Source organism: Shewanella sp. SNU WT4 (assembly GCF_006494715.1).
GTDB lineage: Bacteria > Pseudomonadota > Gammaproteobacteria > Enterobacterales > Shewanellaceae > Shewanella.
Window position 1 is genome coordinate 3,409,413 of sequence record NZ_CP041151.1, and the last position, 21,077, is coordinate 3,430,489.

The 21,077-nt window shown below is 45.8% G+C and carries 19 protein-coding genes and 1 pseudogene; 6 read left to right on the forward strand and 14 right to left on the reverse strand.

Going from position 1 to position 21,077, the window contains the following annotated elements:
* Positions 1–73 precede the first annotated feature (73 nt).
* Positions 74–646, reverse strand: coding sequence for a hypothetical protein (locus FJQ87_RS15385; protein ID WP_140933366.1), 573 nt, complete (start codon positions 644–646; stop codon positions 74–76).
* Positions 643–1,992: a DEAD/DEAH box helicase gene (locus FJQ87_RS15390; protein WP_140933367.1), complete on the reverse strand. Its 1,350-nt coding sequence runs from the start codon at positions 1,990–1,992 to the stop codon at positions 643–645. The genes FJQ87_RS15385 and FJQ87_RS15390 overlap by 4 nt, the downstream gene beginning before the upstream one ends.
* A gap of 307 nt (positions 1,993–2,299) precedes the next feature.
* Here FJQ87_RS15390 and FJQ87_RS15395 point away from each other — a divergent pair, with 307 nt between their 5' ends.
* Entirely contained in the window at positions 2,300–3,391 is a 1,092-nt protein-coding gene (locus FJQ87_RS15395) for a permease (protein ID WP_140933368.1), read from the forward strand.
* A gap of 85 nt (positions 3,392–3,476) precedes the next feature.
* Positions 3,477–3,707, forward strand: a pseudogene (locus tag FJQ87_RS15400) (transposase family protein); the annotation flags it as partial.
* A gap of 213 nt (positions 3,708–3,920) precedes the next feature.
* Here FJQ87_RS15400 and FJQ87_RS15405 read toward each other — a convergent pair.
* The 3 genes from FJQ87_RS15405 to dnaK all read right to left on the reverse strand — a co-directional run bounded on the left by FJQ87_RS15405 (position 3,921) and on the right by dnaK (position 7,597).
* Positions 3,921–4,277, reverse strand: coding sequence for a hypothetical protein (locus FJQ87_RS15405; RefSeq protein ID WP_240778749.1), 357 nt, complete (start codon positions 4,275–4,277; stop codon positions 3,921–3,923).
* Between the two features lie 168 nt (positions 4,278–4,445).
* Positions 4,446–5,582 (reverse strand): molecular chaperone DnaJ, encoded by a 1,137-nt coding sequence (gene dnaJ / locus FJQ87_RS15410; protein WP_140933369.1) that lies wholly within the window; start codon positions 5,580–5,582, stop codon positions 4,446–4,448.
* 101 nt (positions 5,583–5,683) lie between these two features.
* Complete coding sequence (gene dnaK, locus FJQ87_RS15415; protein ID WP_140933370.1) at positions 5,684–7,597, reverse strand: molecular chaperone DnaK; 1,914 nt, start codon at positions 7,595–7,597, stop codon at positions 5,684–5,686.
* Positions 7,598–7,839: 242 nt separating this feature from the next.
* Between dnaK and FJQ87_RS15420 the strand changes: the two genes are divergently transcribed.
* Together FJQ87_RS15420 and ybaK are read left to right on the forward strand one after the other, a co-directional pair.
* On the forward strand, positions 7,840–8,760 hold the full coding sequence (locus FJQ87_RS15420; RefSeq protein WP_140933371.1) for a DMT family transporter: 921 nt from the start codon (positions 7,840–7,842) through the stop codon (positions 8,758–8,760).
* Positions 8,761–8,845: 85 nt separating this feature from the next.
* Positions 8,846–9,325: a Cys-tRNA(Pro) deacylase gene (gene ybaK, locus FJQ87_RS15425; RefSeq protein WP_140933372.1), complete on the forward strand. Its 480-nt coding sequence runs from the start codon at positions 8,846–8,848 to the stop codon at positions 9,323–9,325.
* A 139-nt stretch (positions 9,326–9,464) separates the two neighbouring features.
* Here ybaK and FJQ87_RS15430 read toward each other — a convergent pair whose 3' ends face one another.
* From FJQ87_RS15430 to FJQ87_RS15440, 3 genes are all read right to left on the reverse strand, one after another.
* Positions 9,465–10,739, reverse strand: coding sequence for a glutamate-5-semialdehyde dehydrogenase (locus FJQ87_RS15430; RefSeq protein WP_140933373.1), 1,275 nt, complete (start codon positions 10,737–10,739; stop codon positions 9,465–9,467).
* A complete protein-coding gene (proB, locus tag FJQ87_RS15435) occupies positions 10,736–11,854 on the reverse strand; it encodes a glutamate 5-kinase (protein ID WP_140933374.1) in 1,119 nt (372 codons plus the stop codon). Before proB ends, FJQ87_RS15430 begins: the two co-directional genes overlap by 4 nt.
* A 166-nt stretch (positions 11,855–12,020) precedes the next feature.
* Entirely contained in the window at positions 12,021–13,310 is a 1,290-nt protein-coding gene (locus FJQ87_RS15440) for an NCS2 family permease (protein ID WP_140933375.1), read from the reverse strand.
* 1,052 nt (positions 13,311–14,362) lie between these two features.
* Here FJQ87_RS15440 and FJQ87_RS15445 point away from each other — a divergent pair.
* Together FJQ87_RS15445 and FJQ87_RS15450 are read left to right on the forward strand one after the other, a co-directional pair.
* Positions 14,363–15,814, forward strand: coding sequence for an aminoacyl-histidine dipeptidase (locus tag FJQ87_RS15445; RefSeq protein ID WP_140933376.1), 1,452 nt, complete (start codon positions 14,363–14,365; stop codon positions 15,812–15,814).
* Between the two features lie 193 nt (positions 15,815–16,007).
* Positions 16,008–16,526, forward strand: coding sequence for an ACT domain-containing protein (locus FJQ87_RS15450; RefSeq protein WP_140933377.1), 519 nt, complete (start codon positions 16,008–16,010; stop codon positions 16,524–16,526).
* 87 nt (positions 16,527–16,613) lie between these two features.
* Here FJQ87_RS15450 and dinB read toward each other — a convergent pair whose 3' ends face one another.
* The 6 genes from dinB to FJQ87_RS15480 form a co-directional block, all read right to left on the reverse strand.
* Positions 16,614–17,687 carry a DNA polymerase IV gene (dinB, locus tag FJQ87_RS15455; protein WP_140933378.1) on the reverse strand — a complete coding sequence of 358 codons (1,074 nt, stop codon included), beginning with the start codon at positions 17,685–17,687 and terminating at the stop codon, positions 16,614–16,616.
* 54 nt (positions 17,688–17,741) lie between these two features.
* Complete coding sequence (bfr, locus tag FJQ87_RS15460; protein WP_140933379.1) at positions 17,742–18,221, reverse strand: bacterioferritin; 480 nt, start codon at positions 18,219–18,221, stop codon at positions 17,742–17,744.
* Positions 18,221–18,694 (reverse strand): bacterioferritin, encoded by a 474-nt coding sequence (bfr, locus tag FJQ87_RS15465; RefSeq protein ID WP_140933380.1) that lies wholly within the window; start codon positions 18,692–18,694, stop codon positions 18,221–18,223. The genes bfr (FJQ87_RS15460) and bfr (FJQ87_RS15465) overlap by 1 nt, the downstream gene beginning before the upstream one ends.
* Before the next feature lie 75 nt (positions 18,695–18,769).
* Complete coding sequence (locus tag FJQ87_RS15470) at positions 18,770–19,720, reverse strand: GGDEF domain-containing protein (RefSeq protein WP_140933381.1); 951 nt, start codon at positions 19,718–19,720, stop codon at positions 18,770–18,772.
* A 74-nt stretch (positions 19,721–19,794) separates the two neighbouring features.
* Positions 19,795–20,028 carry a (Na+)-NQR maturation NqrM gene (gene nqrM, locus FJQ87_RS15475; RefSeq protein WP_140933382.1) on the reverse strand — a complete coding sequence of 78 codons (234 nt, stop codon included), beginning with the start codon at positions 20,026–20,028 and terminating at the stop codon, positions 19,795–19,797.
* Between the two features lie 26 nt (positions 20,029–20,054).
* Positions 20,055–21,074, reverse strand: coding sequence for an FAD:protein FMN transferase (locus FJQ87_RS15480; RefSeq protein WP_140933383.1), 1,020 nt, complete (start codon positions 21,072–21,074; stop codon positions 20,055–20,057).
* Positions 21,075–21,077 lie beyond the last annotated feature (3 nt).

A 21,077-nucleotide genomic window follows, 5' to 3' on the forward strand; every position in this document is an offset into this window, starting at 1 on the left:
CTTATCTAGAGATATGGGGATGACAGCCTCTTAACCCAAGTGTTGCAATCAAAAACTTGTTAAGCCTTAAGCTCTATGCCAGTAAGCTATCTATGAGTTCCGCAAGCCGAGCTAATTTAACATTAGTGAGCTGGCGATAATCAAAATACGGGCACACAAGCAAGCGCTGCGCCCTATCAATGGCAAATTCATGATCAAGCCAATCAAGCTCAGCCGTTATCAGCCCGCGGGCAATTAACTGCTTAGCATAAGTGCGCCCCATGATGATATGCACTGAGTTAGAACTTAACTCTGGCTCAGTGAGCGAAGCGCCCAGCGGCAATGAGGTAACATCCAAAGGCACGCTAAAAAGTAGTGCGGTATCACTGCCAGCTTGCAGCAAAGCTTGATCGCGATAATCTTGCCAGCAGTGATAGTTATGCCGCTCACGGCTAACATCATATTTGATAGCAAACATCAGCTTGGCATAGACACTAAACACCTTGCGCCAGCCATTACCGCACGCACCCGCTATGGCAGCAATTTCACCAGTCACTAAAGGCTGGACACAATTAAGCTGCTCTAGCCCCATAAACTGCGGGCGGTTTTCAATATAAACCTTTAATAAGGCCTTGGGTTCGCCAAGACCTTGCGGGTTTAGGCTCATTTTTTACCTTTAGTGGATTTAAATTGACTCATACCGGTTTTAGCCATAGTGCGACGATTGGCCTGCTTATCGCGCGGCGCCCGCTTACTAGTCCCAGTTGCTACTGTATCTGTGACTGCAAAGCCTTCTAAGGCCAATAAAGGTAACGCCCGCTGGGTTAAGGCTCTAATCGCATCTAGCGCTGAAGCATCGGCATGACACACTAATGAAATAGCCTGCCCAGTTAGACCCGCGCGCCCAGTGCGACCACATCGATGAACATAAACTGGCGCATGCTGCGGTAAATCCAGATTAATCACCACAGGTAACCCTTCCAGATGAATACCGCGCGCTAATAAATCTGTGGCCACCAGCACAGCTATCTTACCGGCTTTAAATGCCGCTAAGGTTTGGTTGCGCACTTCTTGGGTTTGTTTACCATGGAGCGCCGCCGCATTAATGCCAGCCTTATTCAGCTTTTTAGCAAAGGCTTCGACATCATCGCGGGCGCTAATAAATACCAAGGCTTGTGGCCATTGATGCTTAACTAATAACGCCTCAAGCGCCTTAGCTTTGCTGCCTTTATTGACTAAATATAAGGTTTCTGCAATCTCAGCTACCACAGCATTAGTAGTGTGCGCTGTGATGCGCTGCGCTTGCTTCTTTAACAGCTGCGACAATAGTGACTCTAAACCACTTGGCAAAGTGGCTGAAAACAATAAGGTTTGACGTTCAAGCGGAATAAATTCCAGCAATTGCTGTATGTCTGGCCAAAACCCCATTTCTAATAATCTATCGGCTTCATCCAGCACTAAATGGCTTAACTGCTGCAGCTGCAAACCATCACAGCTTAATTCGCCCTGCTTTAATAACTCAAGTAAACGCCCAGGAGTGGCCACTATTAACTGCGGCTTGGCTGCGAGCGCTGCCAATTGCTTTTCAATATCAACCCCGCCGCACAAGGTCGCAATCTCAATTTCTAGCGCTTGGGCTATGAGCAATAAGGCTTCCGTCACCTGAGCTGCTAGCTCGCGCGTTGGCACCACGATTAAGGCTCGAACGGCTGATTCATCAAGCGCGGTATCAGCGTCTGAGCGCTTATTCTTTATTTGAAAGTTGGCTTGATAAATGGCTTGTAGCACTGGCAAACCAAAGGCCAAGGTTTTACCGCTACCAGTTTGCGCCAACGCCAACACATCTTGTTGAGTTAAAATGGCAGGAATGGCTAATTGCTGCACCTTAGTTGGCTGCGTCATCGTCGCAGGAAGTGCTGCTATGATGGCAGCATCGACTCCAAGCTGTGAAAAGGTAAATGAATTAAGGGAACAAAGCTCAGCAGTCGTCATAGCAACACCGGATAAAAACATGGGTGCGGAAGTTTACTCAGAGTCACCCTCGAATACCAATTTAGTTTGGCTTATTCCTTTGGCCTCATAAGCCATCAATGGTTACTGCCGAGTTCAACACCCTCTAGTTCGCCAATCAATCCTAACGGGCGCAGCATAACAATTGTCCCCGTGCGCCAAGAACTTACGCCTATTCCCATACGGATTAATGCATTGAACGCAATTTCGCCACCTTTTATTTCGATAAATGCAGAAACATCTATTGCGAATAGGATGAATGAAAACTATTATTCTGGAAAATTAGAAATGAATTAATCAAGAGGTACCAATGAGTCCGGAAATTATTGCCATGGCAAAAGAAACGGCGAGCATGTTTGCCTTGTTGGTCGTTGAGTTAACCTTGTTATTTCTTGCCATCAGCTATCTGGTTGGCGTTATTCAAGAATATATCAGCCCTGCCAAAGTCCAAGCCATATTAAGCTCGCGCAATGGCAAAGGCTATGTGATCGCCGCCTTACTTGGGTCTATTACCCCGTTTTGCTCTTGCTCCACCATCCCATTCTTAAAGGGCCTACTGCGAGCCCGCGCGGGTTTTGGCCCTATGATGGTGTTTTTATTGGCAAGCCCCTTACTTAACCCGATTATTATCGGCTTATTTGTGGTCACCTTTGGCGTTAAAGTGGCATTATTTTACTTTGCCATAGCCATGGGGGTGTCTGTCATTGCAGACTATGCACTTGAAAAATTAGGCTTTGAGCGCTACGTGCGAAAAGAAGCTTACTCGCAGTCAGACGCAGCTTCATGCTGTGACACTCAAGCTGTGATAAGTCCTTGCTGCGAAGTAAAAGCGACGCCTAAGACAAATGAAGCTATTACCGCTGCCAATACAGCTGCAAGCAACTCATGTTGTACGCCCAAACCTGCAGCAATAGTACCTGCAAACAGCTCATGCTGCGAAAACGCGCCAGCCGTTGTCGCGACTGCAGGTTGCACGAGTCAAACGCCGAAAATCGCTGAGTTAAGCCGCTGGATGCGGGTGTGGAATACAAGCTGGAAGGATTTTAAACAAGTACTGCCTTACCTGTTTGTGGGTATTTTATTAGGCTCAATGATCTACGGTTTTATTCCGACTGACTTAATAGTGCAATACGCCGGTGAAGCCAAATGGTATGCCATTCCAGTGGCCGCCATCATAGGTATTCCACTGTACCTGCGCGCCGAAGCCGTTATTCCGTTAAGCGCCGCGTTAGTGCAAAAAGGCATGGCAATGGGCTCTGTCATGGCGTTAATTATTGGGAGTGCTGGTGCGAGTTTGACTGAAGTTATTCTGCTAAAAGCTATCTTTAAAAATCAGATGATTATTACTTTCTTGGCGGTAATTTTAAGCATGGCGATGGCTGCCGGTTACCTCTATAGCTAGGGCGGGATCATACTTTGTTAACAGTAGGGAACTTCTTCGTATCTGCATGATCTGATTGGGCATGTTATTCTACTGAGCCTAATTCATGTCCTTATTTGAACACTTGAAACTCATCGAAGACCCTCGCTCCCACATCAACCTAAACCATGATTTAGTTGATATTATTTTTCTCGTTTTAGCCGCTATCGCTTCAGGTTGTGATGGCTGGCAAGCTGTCGAAGAATTCGCCCAAGAGAACCTATCTTGGCTGCGAAAGCATCGAGATTTTGATAACGGGATCCCTACTCGGCATTCCATTGCTCGGATCATTAAAGTCTTTACCTGTGAGGCTTATGCCCCCTTTCTTTTTAATAAGATAGCAATTTACCCTAACCATAAAATGACAACATAGCCCATTAGGTATGCGGCTCTTAGTTTTTCTTGGCTTTTAACAGCTCGATTTGCCTATCTATGGATGCCACTTGAGTTTCAGCGGCTTGGGTCACGGCTAATTGTTCTTGGGCTAAACTCTGCTCCCAAGTGGCTCCGGCTAAGTTGTTACTAGCGTATTGGCGACTTTCACGTAAAGCCGTAAACGCTTATCACGCATAGCAATCACTTGCTTTCTGTCATTCTCTAACTTGATTATTTCTCGGCTTGTTTGCTGCTTGGCAATATAACGAGTAATTTCTGATTGCTTATCAGCGGCGGTATCTGTATGCGCAATAGGATGTGAAATACTGTCACTCGATTTAATAATATTGCCAATACCGCTAAAATCCACTGGCGAGCTATTTTCATTGCAAGGGGCATCTTGATATTTACCATCGGCGCATTTATACACTTCAGTGGAGGCAAACGCAGTAGAAGAGAGCATGACTAGCAGTAATAGTTTGTTCCCATTCATAACACACCTCAACCAGTGCCATTAATATCAGCATGTGAGTCAAGGTAGCTCAGCCTAGATAACAAAGCAATGACACCACAGCCCCCTATGCCTAAACGCCGCCAATAAAAAACCCCGCTAGGCTGACCTGCGGGGTTGTAGTTAACGCATTTGAATCTGAGATAGATTTTAGCTATTCAAGTCCTGAAAGAACTTCTTCACGCCATCAAAAAAGCCTTCGGCTTTCGGGCTGTGCTTGCGTGATTCACCGTTTAATGAGGCTTCAAACTCGCGTAACAGCTCTTTTTGTTTATCGCTCAGGCTCACTGGCGTTTCAACCACTACCTTACACAATAAATCACCAATAGCATGGCTACGCACTGATTTAACCCCTTTACCGCGCAAACGGAACATACGGCCGGTTTGCGTTTCAGTTGGGATCTTAAGGCTTACTTTACCATCTAACGTTGGCACTTGAACTTCACCGCCCAAGGCTGCCTTGCTGAAGGAAATAGGCACTTCACAGTACAAGTTATTACCATCGCGCACGAAAATTGGATGCTCGCGCACTGATACTTGAACGTATAAATCGCCAGATGCCGCGCCAAATTCGCCCGCTTCACCTTCGCCAGCTAAACGAATGCGATCGCCAGTATCAACCCCAGCAGGGATTTTAACGGATAAGGTCTTAGTTTTTTCAACTCGGCCTTCACCATGACACTTAGAGCAAGGATCTTTAATGATCTTGCCACGGCCATGACAGGTTGGACACGCTTGATTAACGGCGAAGAAGCCTTGACGCATTTGCACTTGGCCAGCACCGTGACATGTGCCACAAGTGGTTGGGCTAGTGCCTTTTTTAGCACCTGTGCCGTCACAGACATCACAACCCGCTAAGGTTGGTATACGCAGTTCGCGGGTTAAACCACGGACCGCTTCTTCTAAAGATAATTCGAGGTTGTAACGAAGGTCGGAACCGCGAGCCGCTTGACGCTGACCACCGCCACGACGACCACCGCCAAAAATATCACCGAACACATCACCGAAAATATCACCGAAATCGCCGCCGCCATTAAAGCCACCACCACCGCCGCGGTTAGGATCGACACCAGCATGACCAAACTGGTCATAAGCTGCTTTCTTGTCAGCGTCGGTTAAGATCTCGTAGGCTTCTTTAACTTCTTTAAAGTTGGCCTCGGCGTCTTTGTCATCTGGATTGCGATCCGGGTGATACTTCATCGCCAGGCGCTTATAGGCCTTCTTGATTTCGCGTTCGCTGGCATCTCTGCCGACGCTTAATACTTCGTAATAATCACGCTTTGACATATTCTTTGCTTTCTCTGCGCTTAACTTAGCTTTGCGGGCGTTAGAGTGACCTCATAACGCCCGCAGGGAAACAATAAGCAGGCACTTATGTGCCTAAGTTATTATTTCTTATCGTCTTTCACTTCTTCAAACTCAGCATCAACTACATCGTCGCTTGCTGCTTTGCTGTTGTCAGCTTGAGCTTCGCCTTGTGAAGATTGTGCTTTAGCTTGAGCAATTTCCATCAACTTGGCAGAAGCTTCCATCAGCGCTTGAGAGTCTTTATCAATCGCTTCTTTGTCACTACCTTTGATGCTGATTTCCAGTGCCGCAATGGCAGCGTCAATCTTAGCTTTGTCATCGGCGCCCAGTGCATCACCCGCTTCAGTCACTTGCTTCTTGGTGGCATGAACCAGACCGTCAGCTTGGTTACGAGCTTGAACCAGCTCTTCAAACTTCTTGTCTTCATCAGCGTGAGCTTCAGCGTCACGTACCATTTGTGCAACTTCTTCATCAGACAGACCAGAAGAGGCTTTGATGGTGATGTCTTGTGACTTACCAGTTTTCTTGTCTTTAGCAGACACGTGCAGAATACCGTCAGAGTCGATATCGAAAGTCACTTCAATTTGTGGCGTGCCACGTTGAGCAGGCTCAATACCTTCTAAGTTGAACTGACCCAGTGACTTGTTAGCTTGGGCTTGCTTACGCTCACCTTGAAGTACGTGAATAGTCACGGCACTTTGGTTGTCATCGGCAGTAGAGAAAGTCTGCTGCGCCTTAGTAGGAATAGTGGTGTTCTTCTCAATCAGCTTGGTCATCACGCTGCCCATGGTTTCAATACCCAGAGACAGTGGAGTCACGTCCAGCAGCAGTACGTCAGTAACGTCACCAGCCAGTACGCCCGCTTGAATTGCAGCGCCAACAGCTACCGCTTCGTCAGGGTTCACGTCTTTACGTGGCTCTTTACCGAAGAAGTTAGTTACGGCTTCTTGTACTTTTGGCATACGGGTTTGACCGCCAACCAAAATCACTTCATTGATGTCAGAGATAGATAAGTCAGCATCGGCCAGAGCAACTTTCAGCGGCTCTAAAGTGCGCTGAATTAAGTCTTCAACCAGTGACTCTAACTTAGCACGAGTGATCTTAACCACTAAGTGCTTAGGACCAGTAGCATCAGCTGTGATGTATGGCAGGTTAACTTCAGTGTGGTTGGCGCTAGATAATTCAATCTTAGCTTTTTCAGCCGCTTCTTTCAGACGTTGCATGGCTAATGGGTCGTTACGCAGATCCATGCCTTGCTCTTTCTTGAACTCGTCAGCCAGATACTTGATTAAACGATTGTCGAAGTCTTCACCACCTAAGTGGGTGTCACCGTTGGTAGCCAGAACTTCAAATGTCTGGTCGCCATCGTTGTTATCAATTTCGATGATAGAGATATCGAAAGTACCGCCACCTAAGTCGTATACAGCAACAACGTTGTCGCCTTGCTTCTTATCGATACCGTAGGCTAATGCCGCAGCAGTAGGCTCGTTGATAATACGCTTAACTTCCAAACCTGCGATACGGCCAGCATCTTTAGTCGCTTGACGCTGTGAATCGTTGAAATAAGCAGGAACAGTAATAACCGCTTCAGTCACTGGCTCGCCCAGGAAATCTTCAGCAGTTTTCTTCATTTTCTTCAGGATTTCAGCAGAAACCTGTGGTGGAGCCATTTTCTTACCGCGGCTTTCTACCCAAGCATCGCCATTATCAGCTGCAATGATTTTGTAAGGCATGATGCTTACGTCACGCTGAACTTCGTCATCAGAAAAACGACGACCAATCAGACGCTTGATGGCGAAAAAAGTATTAGCTGGGTTGGTCACGGCTTGACGCTTAGCTGGAGAACCCACTAATGTTTCTTCATCGGTGAAAGCGATGATAGAAGAGGTAGTGCGTTCGCCTTCAGCATTCTCAATCACGCGAGCTTTGCCACCTTCAAGAACGGCTACACAAGAGTTAGTTGTACCTAAGTCGATACCAATAATTTTACCCATGGGGGATCTCCAAAAACTCAAACTATTATTTGTGACGATTAAATCTGAAGGAGAAAACAGCCGCTCACTTCAAGGTTCAACCTCTGTTAACTGATATATTGGGATAGCATTTTAAAAAACAAGGGCAGGTTTAAAAATTTTTATCTAATTTAACGAAGAATGGGTGCCAATGGGTATAATGCAGCCACATTTAGCCTTGAGCTAGCGCGAATGCGGCTCAATTGTTTGTGAAAGGACTCCGTGTGAAGCCCCATCATCTTGCTTATTGTTTTGGTCTCGCCGCCATCTTACTGTGGTCAACGGTCGCCACCGCTTTTAAAATCGCCCTGGGATTTTTTACCCCACTGCAATTAGTATTTGTAGCCACTGTCACCTCCATTGTGACCTTAGGCGCACTGGTGTTAGTGCAAGGCAAGCGCCATCTCATTGCTCGGCAATTTATGCGCAGCCCGTGGCTTTACCTGCAAACCGGCTTACTCAATCCCTTTTTATATTATTTAGTGTTATTTAAAGCCTATGACTTACTGCCCGCGCAGCAAGCCTTAGCGCTCAATTATACTTGGGCGATTTTACTGCCACTGCTAGCCGTACCGTTACTTGGACAAACGCTACGTAAGAGCGATTTAATTGCAGCCGTGACCGCTTATATTGGCGTAGTAATTATTGCTACCGGCGGCGAGTTGGCAGGATTAGAGTTTGAGCAACCTGTCGGCGTACTACTAGCGCTCGCCAGCACAGTATTGTGGTGCTTGTATTGGATAGTAAATACCAAAGATAAGGGGGATGCCGTCGTTAGCTTGTTATTAAGCTTTTGTATTAGTCTGCCTTTTATTAGCTTAGCGTTAGCGCTGACGCAGCCACTGCCAAGCTTCTCACTTGAAGCATTAGCGGCGGGTATTTATGTGGGCTTATTTGAAATGGGCATCACCTTTGTGTTGTGGCTCTTAGCGTTAAAGAATGCCAAGAGCGCGTCACAACTCAGCACCTTAGTATTTTTAACGCCGCTCTTATCTATGGCATTAATCGCGCTCATTCTTAAAGAGCAAATAGTGACTGCCACTTTTGTCGGCATGGGATTTATCTTAAGCGCCCTCGCCTTACAGCAACTACTGCCTAAGCTGTTGCTTAAAATAAGCAGTAAGCAGGCACAAGTTAAACGCTGACCAAAAGTTTTAAGCCACTGTGAATCATTTTAAAGCCGCGAGCTAACACGCTCGCGCGCCTGTCACAACTTAACAAGGTGGAATTATGACACCCGCAACTGTCGCCGCAAAAATAGCTAAACTCGCGTTTAATTTACATGAGTATCATCACGATAAAGATGTCCACGACTTTGGTAATGAAGTTACTGAAAAATTAGGGCTAGACCCGCATCAAGTCTTTAAAACTTTAATGGTGGCGGAATCGGCCACCGGCGCCCCCGTCGCTGTCGCCTTAGTACCTGTGAGCCAGCAATTAAACTTAAAAGCCTTGGCCAAAACCTTAGGGCTTAAGAAGCTTAATATGGCATCTATTAACGAAGCGCAAAAAAGTTCGGGTTATTTAGTGGGCGGCATTAGCGCCTTAGGCCAAAAAAAGCAGCTGAAAACTGTGATTGATGCATCGGCGGCAAGCTTTGATCTCATTTATATCAGTGCTGGCAAGCGTGGCCTACAAATGTCACTCAATGCCAATGAGCTAGCTAAAGCGCTGCGAGCCCAGTTTGCGGCCATCGCCACCGCCGAATGATTACTGATTACTGATTACTGATTACTGATTACTGATTACTGATTACTGATTAAAACGCTAATAACAAAAAGGTCGCCGCGGCGACCTTTTTTGATGCTATTGGTAACAGCTAAACTTATCAGCCATTGGCTGCTTAAGCTTAAGTCCGCGCCGTGTAATCACCTAAAGCGACCCACTTAAAGGTGGTTAAGGCTTCAAGTCCCATCGGGCCTCTGGCATGCAACTTCTGGGTAGATACCGCGACTTCCGCACCTAAACCAAATTGTGCGCCATCGGTGAAACGAGTGCTGGCGTTAACATACACAGCCGCAGAATCCACTTGATTCACAAATTGCTCGGCGGTTGCAATATTATCGGTGAGAATCGCTTCTGAATGGCCACTGGAATAACGGCGAATATGGGCCACAGCCTCATCTAAATCAGCCACCACTTTAATGCCCAAGGTCAAAGATAACCATTCTGTGGCAAAGCTGTCATCCGTCGCCGCTTGCATATCTAAACTGGCAGTTTTAGTGATGGCTAGGGTCTGCTCGCAGCCATAAAAGCGTACGCCTTGCTGCTGCAATTGCTGGCATAAGCTTGGTAGCACTTCATTTGCAACCGCTTGATGCACTAGCAAGGTATCTAAGGCATTACATACGGTTGGGCGCTGCACTTTAGCATTAATCACCACAGGGGCGATTTTGCTTAAGTTGGCATCTTTATCCACCAGCATGTGGCAAATACCTATGCCGCCTAAGATCACCGGAATGGTGGCTTGCTCAGCACATAAGCGCTGCAATTTATGCCCGCCGCGCGGCACTATCATATCCACATATTTATCTAACTTAAGTAGACCGCTTACTAATTCTCTATCTGGAGAATCAATCAACTGCACCGCATTGGCGCTGAGCCCTTGCGACACTAATGCTGAGCGAATAGCAGCGGCTAAGGCTAAGTTAGATAAACGCGTTTCTTTACCGCCGCGCAGAATCACGGCGTTCCCTGTCTTTAAACCAAGGCTTGCAATATCCACAGTCACATTAGGGCGGGCCTCATAGATAACCCCTATCACCCCAAGTGGCACGCGGCGACGGCTTAAACGCATACCATTATCTAAGCGCTTGCTGTCGATATCACTGCCCACTGGATCGGCTAATGAAATCACATTACTAATGTCGCTAATTACACCATCAAGGCGCGCGTCATCGAGCAGTAATCTGTCAATCATGGCATCATCAAGGCCTTGGGCGCGGGCGGCTGCCACATCTTTCGCATTTTCAGCCAGAATAGTGGCTTTAGCGGCGCTTAATGACACAGCTATGGCTTGCAACAATTGATTCTTTTGAGGGCTACTTAGACCTGCGAGTTCAAAACTTGCCAGTTTGGCCTGCTGACCTAACTGCTCTAAATAGGCTTGTTTGTCGATTGTCATAACACCACCATATCGTTTCTATGAACTACGGCATCACCATAGTCGTAACCCAGTAAAGACTCGATTTTATCTGAATGATGACCGGCGATACAGGTCATTGCATGGGCATCATAACGGCTTAAACCGCGAGCGACTTCGCGCCCCGCTTGGTTGACCAGCAGCACAGTATCACCGCGCACAAAATCGCCGTCAACTTGAGTAATGCCTTTAGACAGTAAGCTGCGACCTTTAGCGACCACGGCATTCACCGCACCGTCATCAAGCATGAGTTGACCATTGGCCTTATGGCCGGCCAAAATCCACTGTTTACGGCTTTCAAGCGGGTGTTCAATAGCGCTAAAGTGAGTACCCACGGCTTGCTTACATACCAGCTTTTTAATGACATCAACTTGATGGCCTGGCGCAATCACAACTTCAATACCGGCGCGGCGCGCAATATCCGCCGCTTCCAATTTAGTGGCCATGCCACCAGTGCCAAGACCTGAGACTGAGCCGCCCGCTAATTGTCGCAAGCTATCGTCTATGGTGTTCACTTGGCAAATTAACTTAGCATCAGGATTAGTTCTTGGGTCAGCGTCAAACAAACCTTGCTGATCGGTCAGCAAAATCAGTAAATCAGCATCACACAACAAGGCCGCGCGCGCTGATAAATTGTCATTGTCGCCGACTTTGATTTCATTGGTTGCAACCGCATCATTCTCGTTAATGATAGGAATAATGCCGTTAGCTAATAAGGCGTTAAGGGTGTCGCGGGCATTAAGATAACGCTCACGATCATGTAAGTCGGCTTGGGTCAGCAGTAATTGACCCACGTTAAATCCATAAATACTGAATAATTGCGACCAAGCTAAGATGAGCTGGCTTTGACCAACGGCCGCCAATAACTGTTTACTGGCCATGGTATCGGGCAAAGGGGGATGCTTGAGATGCTCGCGCCCTGCGGCTATGGCGCCAGAAGTGCACAATACAACTTCAACGCCGGCTTTCATAAGATGAGACATTTGACGAGCAAGCTCTGCCATCTGCGCTTTATCAAGACTGCGGCTACCAGAGGTTAATACACTGGTGCCCAATTTTACCACCACGCGGCGGTATGCAATTTCACTGGTATTCATGAGATTTAAGCTTAACAGCCAAAAGCTTTCTTATACCCAATCCCCGCGGAAATTGGTAGCTATCAGCCGATTATCAAGTGAAAATATCTAAGATTGCGGATTAATTCATCTTAATCCGCAATTTCAAACCGTAACTAAGGCATTTTTTAGTGAATAACTGCGGGCATTAGCCCCAGATAAATTTCGCTAAAAACATTAACGCCAGCGCGCTAACACCAATATTTAAGTCGCGCACTCGCCCGCTTAACAGCTTGACTGCGCCATAAGTAATGAAACCTAAGGCAATACCAGTGGCGATTGAGTAAGTTAATGGCATTAAGATACAAACAACTACCACAGGCGCCGCTTCGGTTAAGTCATCCCATTCAACATTCACCAGGCCTGACATCATTAAAATGGCCACATAAAACAGTGTGCCGGCAGTAGCATAAGCTGGCACCATACCAGCCAGTGGCGATATAAATAACGACAGTAAAAACAAGATGCCAACCACGACTGCGGTTAAACCTGTGCGCCCACCAGCACTGACGCCAGCAGTACTTTCAATATAACTCGTGGTGGTTGAGGTGCCTAAGGCCGCGCCTGCGATGGTTGCCGTGCTGTCAGCTAATAAGGCGCGATTTAAGCGTGGTAAGCGCCCTTTGTCATCCATAAAGCCGCCGCGCTGGGCAACCGCTACTAAGGTACCGGAGGTGTCAAACAAGTCAACAAACAAGAAAGCAAACACGATTGAAATCATAGAGATTTCAAGAACGCCGGCGATATCCATTTGCATGAACGTTGGTGCCACCGATGGCGGCAAAGACACTAGGCCTTGATACTCAATGCCACCGAATAATACCCCCAAGGCAGTCACAGCTAAAATGCTGATGATGACCGCAGCTTTAACGCCGCGCTGCACTAAGGCAATGATTAAGAAGAAACCTAACGCCGCCATCACAGCACTGAATGACGTAATATCACCCATAGTCACTAAGGTGGCTGGATTGCTTACCACTATGCCAGCATTTTGTAAGGCGATTAACGCCAAAAACAAGCCAATACCCGCAGCAATGCCGATGCGCAGTGACATTGGAATGGAGTTAATAATCCATTCGCGAATACGCATTAATGACAGTGCCATAAAACATATGCCTGACATGAAAACGGCGCCGAGCGCCGTTTCCCAGCTATAACCCATTTCACCTACTACTGTGTAAGTAAAAAAAGCATTCAAACCCATGCCTGGGGCTAAGGCTATTGGATAATTGGCAATTAAGCCCATGACGATACAACCAATCGCCGCCGCCACGCAGGTGGCCACAAACACGGCGCCTTGATCCATGCCCGCGCCAGCTAAGATCATAGGGTTGACGAAAATAATATACGCCATGGTTAAAAAGGTAGTAACGCCTGCGATCACTTCTTGTTTAAGGGTGGTGTTATTGGCTGACAGCTTAAATAATTTTTCTAACATGGAACAAGGTTCCTTGATGGTATCAAAAGGTGGGAGAGTGCCAAAAATGTGAATAGGCACTTACATCTAAGGGCGCCAATTATAAGGGGCAACCCTAGGTCAAACCAGCCAAGTTACACGGCTTTGGAGAAACACTTTGTTCGGGGAGCAAAACAGCCACAGCTTATTAGCAATTTTGAAGCAAGTTAAAAAAATCCCAAAAAAAAAGCCTACTCAAACGAGTAGGCAAAAAACAGTTCAAGTATTCCTGGAAGGGAATGAATATGAAATAGAACAACATCTATTTACATATAGGTAATGCGATGGTCACTCGCCATTACTTGAATCTGGAACACATCCAAATGGACGTGACAAAGGTTAATGGTCAAACATTACTTAGTTTCACAGCAAGCTGTGAGGGCAAGTGGCCCGATTAAACCATGGCGTAAATACCGCCACGCAGAACCGCAGGGTTAAACCAAGTGTTCTGCCAATAAATATTGTGCATAGGTTGATAAATCATGGTGCTGCTCTCCTAACAAAGTTGTAAAAAAAATACTCTAGATGAAGCTTGGCTCGGTTCCCTGGAACTAGAGGTTCTCATATCCTTGGAGACAACTTGTCACTCGGTTCCTTGGAGAATTATCCATCCTGGATGACTAGAGGGGGTTGAGTGCCTAACAGGTCTCTGCTCAACCAACGAAAGCAATTATACGCTTTGGTAATTTTATTACAATATGCAGGGCTAAAAATTGTTCTTTTTAATTATATTGTAATTTTATTACCAGAATTAGGAGTTGGAACAGATAAGCACCACCAGTCAAAAGCCAACTTAAGCAACTGTTTAATATAAAAAAATGCAAAATGCATTCCGTGTAATTTAAAAACAACACCATTCACTGTATTCCATTAAGGAGCCCTGCAAGCTACAAATACCGGCAAGATGAACAAGTATTACCTTGAGTGTTATCGGCCATTACCTGTGATATTCGGCTTGTGATACACTCCATGACTTATCTCGATTGCTGAGCCTATAGCAATCCACTTTTATTCGTCTTTCAGGGAGTGTGCCTGTGACCGCTATCAGTCAGTTATCCCCTCAGCCTTTATGGCAGTGGTTTGAACAAATTTGCGCGATTCCTCACCCATCTAAATATGAGCATGCGCTAAGCCAACACATTCAAGCTTGGGCAAAAGCTAAAGGTCTAGCCCTTAAAGAAGATGCTGTCGGTAACCTCATCATTAAAAAGCCTGCCACCCCTGGCATGGAGAACCGTAAAATCGTTGTTCTGCAAGCGCATATCGATATGGTGCCGCAGAAAAATGACGACACAACTCATGATTTCACTACCGATGCAATTCAAGCTTATGTCGATGGTGACTGGGTAAAAGCCAAAGGCACCACCCTAGGCGCTGACAACGGCATAGGCATGGCTTCTGCATTAGCGATTTTAGGGGCAGATGATATTGCCCACGGCCCATTAGAAGTGCTGCTGACGATAGATGAAGAAGCTGGTATGACTGGCGCCTTTGGTTTGGAAGCGGGTTTACTAGATGCCGACATTCTGATCAACACAGATTCAGAGCAAGAAGGCGAAATCTACATGGGTTGCGCTGGCGGCGTGGATGCTAGCATTACTCTGCCACTTGAATGGCAAGCACCAACGGCGACTCAGGCGTTTGAATTAAAACTGACGGGCTTAAAAGGTGGTCACTCTGGGGTCAATATTCATTTAGGCCGCGGTAATGCCAACAAGTTGTTAGCACGCTTTTTAATGGGGCACGGCCAAGCGCTGCAATTAGCTAACTTTAGTGGCGGCACCCTGCGTAACGCCATTCCCCGTGAAGCTAAATGTCAGTTAGTGATTAACCAAGCGGATTTGGCTGAATTTAGCCAAGCCATGGATAGCTTCCAAGAGATTATTCGTGATGAGTTAGCCATTGCTGATCCTGCCGTTTGCTTAACCCTGTCGCCAATCGCCATGCCTAGCCAAGTATTAACCTTGGCCACACAGCAGCAATTTATTCGTTTAATGCACGCTTGCCCTAACGGTGTTGAGCGCATGAGCGATGAAATTGTTGGCGTGACCGAAACCTCATTAAACCTTGGGGTAGTGAGCCTTGATCAGCAGCAAGCTACTTTATTGTGCTTAATTCGCTCATTGATCGACTCTGGTCGCAGTGAAGTTGAAGGTCGTTTACAAGCATTAGCCGAGTTAGCGGGTGCTAAGTTAGCCTTAAATGGCGCCTACCCTGGCTGGAAACCTGATAATAGCTCACCTGTAATGGCCATAGTGCGCGATACCTATCAGGCGATTTATCATAAAGAGCCAACCATTATGGTGATCCACGCAGGTCTTGAGTGCGGCTTATTTAAGAAGCCTTATCCAGACATGGATATGGTATCTATTGGCCCTACCATTCGTTTCCCACACAGCCCAGATGAAATGGTCAATATCACTACTGTCGGTCAATATTGGCAATTATTGCTAGCCGTATTAGAAGCTATTCCAGCCAAAGATTAATGCGATAAGCGTTATGTTATTCCAAAAGGCCCAAATGATAATTTGGGCCTTTTTGTTGGAAGTAAACGATCAGTCGCTCTTAGGATTATTAGTCGTAGAGCATGCGCTAGCACACAATTTCACCCAGAATATCTAGATATGATGAGTTAACGATTTAACCATACCTATGCTTTCATCTATGACGAGGTAAATTATGCAACAAACATTAATCACTAATGTGCAAGGCAAAATAGCTGCCAATACCTTGACCGAACTTGCCAAAATCAGCCGCCAAGCAGGAGCACACTGGCTAACCTGCAAGCTTATCCAACTCGATGGCCAATTTAGCGCTCTGATTAAACTAGAAATAGACACTGAAAAGTTGTTAACGCTGCAACAGGCATTATCCCAAGCCATGCCGCAATTAAGCTTTCAATACCATGAGATAGCGGCAGTACCAACACCGCATACCATCACTAAATTCTTAACCTTAGATTGCTTAGATAGACAAGGGCTCACCCACGACATTCAGCATTTATTGATGGATATTGATGCGCAAATTGATGAGTTTGAGCATAGCCGCATGATGGTCAGCTCAATCGGCGAAACTGTATACCGCGCCAATATTCGCGTGCGTTTAGTAGAAGATATGTCTGATGATGAGCTAACCCGCGCCATTGAAAATATCTCTCACGGCATGCGAGTTACCGTTGAACCACTGCTGCATAGCTAACAGTGTCAATTCACTGATAAAGGTATGGCGATGGCGCAAGCCATCAATGACAGCGTGAACTTAACACTCGTTAGCAATGCAACGCCATTAAAAAGATAAGCCAAGATCTAACTGCAATGACGCATCGACTTGGCTTATGGCTTGCTCACCTAAACCCACGGCAATCCCGACTAAGCGAATACCGCGTCCATGGCTGCGCACTAGCGCTTGCTCTAACAATTGATAAAACAGCTTAACCGACAATTGATCTTGCCTGTGCTCAATCGTGGTTTGCTTAAAATCGCTAAATTTAAGTTTGACCACTTGCTTAGCTATCACCCGGCCATCGGCGCTCGCCTGAATGCGTCTATCTAATTCCGGAATTAACTTAGCTAACACTTGCTGGCATTGAGCTAAGGTCGAAATATCTTGTCCTAGGGTCGTTTCGACCCCAACCGATTTTCTTATTCTATCAGGGCTCACGTCGCGCTCATCAATGCCGTGGGCACGTTGATACAAGCTTTGGCCAAACTTACCAAATTGCTGCACAAGTTTGTGTTTGTCATAGGCTTGAATATCAGCGCAAGTCACTAACCCCAATTGCTCCAATTTTTGCGCTGTGACTTTACCAACCCCAGGGATTTTAGTGAGCACCAATGGCTTTATAAAAGAATCCACTTGTTCTGGGCGAATGACGTATTGGCCATTAGGTTTGTTTAAATCTGAGGCCACTTTAGCGAGAAACTTAAGCGGCGCAATGCCGGCGGATGCCGTAAGCCCTGTTTGCTCAAAAATATCTTGGCGAATGGCCGCGGCGATTAATGTTGCGCTGCCATGACAGTAATGGCTATCGCTCACATCTAAATAAGCTTCATCAAGGGATAAGGGTTCGACTTTATCTGTGTATTTTAAAAAAATAGCGCGGATTTGCTCTGATACTTGCTTATACACGGCCATTCGACCTGGCACTAAAATTAACGCTGGGCACAAACGCAGCGCATAAGCCGATGCCATGGCCGAACGGACCCCAAATGCTCGGGCTTGATAATTACAGGTACTGATCACGCCGCGCCTATCTTTATTCCCGCCAACGGCTATGGGCTTACCTTGTAATTCTGGATTGTCCCGCATCTCAACGGCGGCATAAAAACAATCCATATCTATGTGTATAATTTTGCGCATGGCTCATCTAACATCACTCAATTACCACCACGATACTGTATAAGTAACCAGTATTCAAGTCGCGCTGCGGATTTGCGATTGTAAGTAGTTTTCTAAACCAACCTTAGCAATCAAACCTAACTGCTGTTCTAGCCAATGCATGTGATCGGCTTCAGTTTCTTCCAAAAGCCAGACTAACAACTCCCGAGTCGGGTAATCCTGCAATTGCTCACACAACTGTATTCCTGCTCGTAACTCAGTGGCAACCTGACATTCGTAGGCTAAATCATTGGCTAACATTTGCTGACAATCGGCGCCAATCGCTAAACCGTTGCGAGCAGCGACATTAGGCTTGCCCTCTAGAAACAAAATTCGCTCAATTAATTTAGAGGCGTGTTGACGCTCATCCAGTGACTCATGCTCGATGCGTTGATGCAGAGCATCTAAGCCCCAGTCTTGATACATGCAAGCATGGACAAAATACTGATCCATGGCTGACAACTCATTAGCGAGTAAGCGATTAAGCAGATCCAGTATTGCTTGTTGGCCTTTCATTAATCATCTCCCATTTGCGATTGCAAATAATTAGCCAAACCCAGTTGTTGCTGCAAACTAGTTTGAGTTTCAAGCCAATCGAGGTGCTGCTCTTCATCTTCCAAAATCTTAGCTAATAGGGTGCGGGTCACATAATCTTGTAACTGCTCACATAAAGCGATAGCCGCCCGTAAAGACACTAGCTGCGACTCGACAATAGCCTCATCGCTCTTTAGCATTTCTTGCGGATGCTCACCGATATTGATTTTATCTAGCCGTTGTAAGTTAGGCAGCCCTTCAAGAAACAAGATGCGCTCAATCAATAAATCAGCATGCTTCATATCCTGAATGGATTTATGGTATTCACTGTCATTAAGGCATTTAAAGCCCCAATTTTTGAACATTCTGGCGTGTAAAAAATATTGGTTAATGGCTGTCAATTCAGCCGTAAGTTGGGCATTTAATGCCTGAAGTATCTGAGTTTGTCCTTTCACACTTTCTCCGGCAGCAATTGGTCGACACGCTTAAGCATATACAGCGACCTTGCAAACCACAAATAGGCAAACTAATCAAAACAACTCAATATCATCAGGGTAAATGGTGGCAACAATTTTGCTATCTCGAATGAGATCGCCAAAAAAGCAATAGTTATCACGGCCATATTCTTTAACGTAATACAAGGCTTTATCAGCATCAGCGACTAATTGATTAGGATTGGTCGCTTCAGTTATTTGCGAAATACCAATAGATATTGAAAATGTCGGCAATTTATCGTTACGCAAACCATGGACATTAGCTTTAAAGCGCCGAAACAGGGCATCGGCATCTTGCTTAGTGCGCGGTGATAACAAGACCACAAACTCATCGCCACCAAAGCGAAATAACACATCAGTCCCAGCAAAGGTAGTCATCATCACGTTAGACAATTGCAGTAGGATTTCATCGCCATAAAGGTGGCCCAAAGAATCATTAATCATTTTAAAATGATCGATATCGAAAATCGCTAACCAAGGAAAGACAGGTTGTAACTCACAAGGCTCTAAGGTTTTAGCCTGCTCAATCATTTTTTCGATGTTGGATATATAGGCTTTTTTATTCAGCAATGAGGTTAAAGAGTCCGACTCACTCTCATGCACTAATCCTAAGAAGTTTTCATAAATGCGGGCAAAACCATTGAGTAAGTATTGCTGGGTTAAGCCTAACGATGATGACACCACGTACAACACATGACTGACATTTTGATTGGAAAAAATAGGTATAGCGACCGCAACACCTAAGGCATCATCCACTAACAATTGCTGCTCTTGCTGACAACTTTTCACCAGAGCATGCCATTGCCATTTAGGCGTTTCGCCTTTATATGCCAATATTCTATCGGTGCGCACGTCAATGATGGCCGCCCATTCAGCGTTTAAGGTTTGGGCGACAGTATTGACTAACGATGTTGCCAGCGGAATTATTTGACGTTGTTGAGTCAACTCTATGACAGAATTGAGGATAAATTGCGGCTGGCCTTCCATTGTGTCTCCATGACTTTATTTCCATTAAAGAAAAGTATAGTCAAAAAAAAACCGCGTAGTCGCGGTTTTTAACATCATATGATGCGATTAACATCATACTTGGCGGCCCGTTCGGCCTCGGCTTCAGCTTTGGCCATTTTAGCTTTGCGTTTATCGCAAGGCTCGTCACAGTCACAAGCCTTTTCGATACCTAGTACACCTAGTCCACCGCAACTGCCAGCCACTGCCTTACGCTTAACAATGTAACCTACCGACATCAATAAGAAAAAGAGTAGTAACACAACAAATGCAGCAATAAAAGTACTCATGAGACACTCCAACTAGAGTCAACAGCTTATTGAGCTTGCAGGTAAGCCTTAAAGGCCGGACTGTAGTGCACAACAAAACCTTGGTTATTTTTTTCAATCAACATGATAGCTAAATTCAATTTCTGAGCCAATGCTAATGATGATTCAGTACCTAACACCATCATAGCCGTCGCAAAACCATCTGCTATCATGCAATTTTCATACAATACAGTGACAGATGCGAGGTTATGTTTAATAGGATAACCGGTGCGCGGATCAATAAGATGAGAAAAACGCTCACCATCAAACTCATAATAATTGCGATAATCCCCTGAGGTCGCCATCGCCATATTACCAAGTTCAATCACTTGCTGTACTTCACGGCCATTATCACTGGGCTGCTCAATGGCAACACGCCATGAACTACCGTCAGTCTTATGGCCAAAAGCAGCGATTTCGCCGCCAATTTCAACTAAATAACCCGTGACTTGATAGCTAGCCAAAATCGAAGCCACTTTATCAACACCAAAGCCTTTGGCAATGGAAGATAAATCAACGTATAGCCCAGGCGTAGATTTTGCTAACGTCACACCATCAATGGTTATCTTATCGATACCGGTGTGAGTCATAGCCTCATCGATTTGTGCTTGGCTTGGCTCTGTGGTGGGACGCTTATCTGGCCCAAAACCCCACATATTAACCAAAGGCCCTAAGGTAATATCAAGCGCACCCGCGGTCTTTTGCTGTAAATCAATGCCAGCGTCAATCACCTTGATGGTATCCATTGAAACGGCAATAGGTGTATTGATATCCGCTTGATTAAAGCGCGACAATTCTGAGTTCGGACGATAGGTCGACATCTGATCGTTGACTAATTCAAGCGCTGTATCGATTTGTTGCTGTAATTGTTCGCTACTCGGTAACTTATCATTAGCAACCACGCTTATATGATAAGTCGTCCCCATGGTATGGCCAGAAAGCTTGACCATATCAGGTGTTGGTGAGCAACCACTCATGAAAAAAGCCAGCCCAACAAGGGCTGGCCAATAGCTTAAGGTCTTAAACATTGG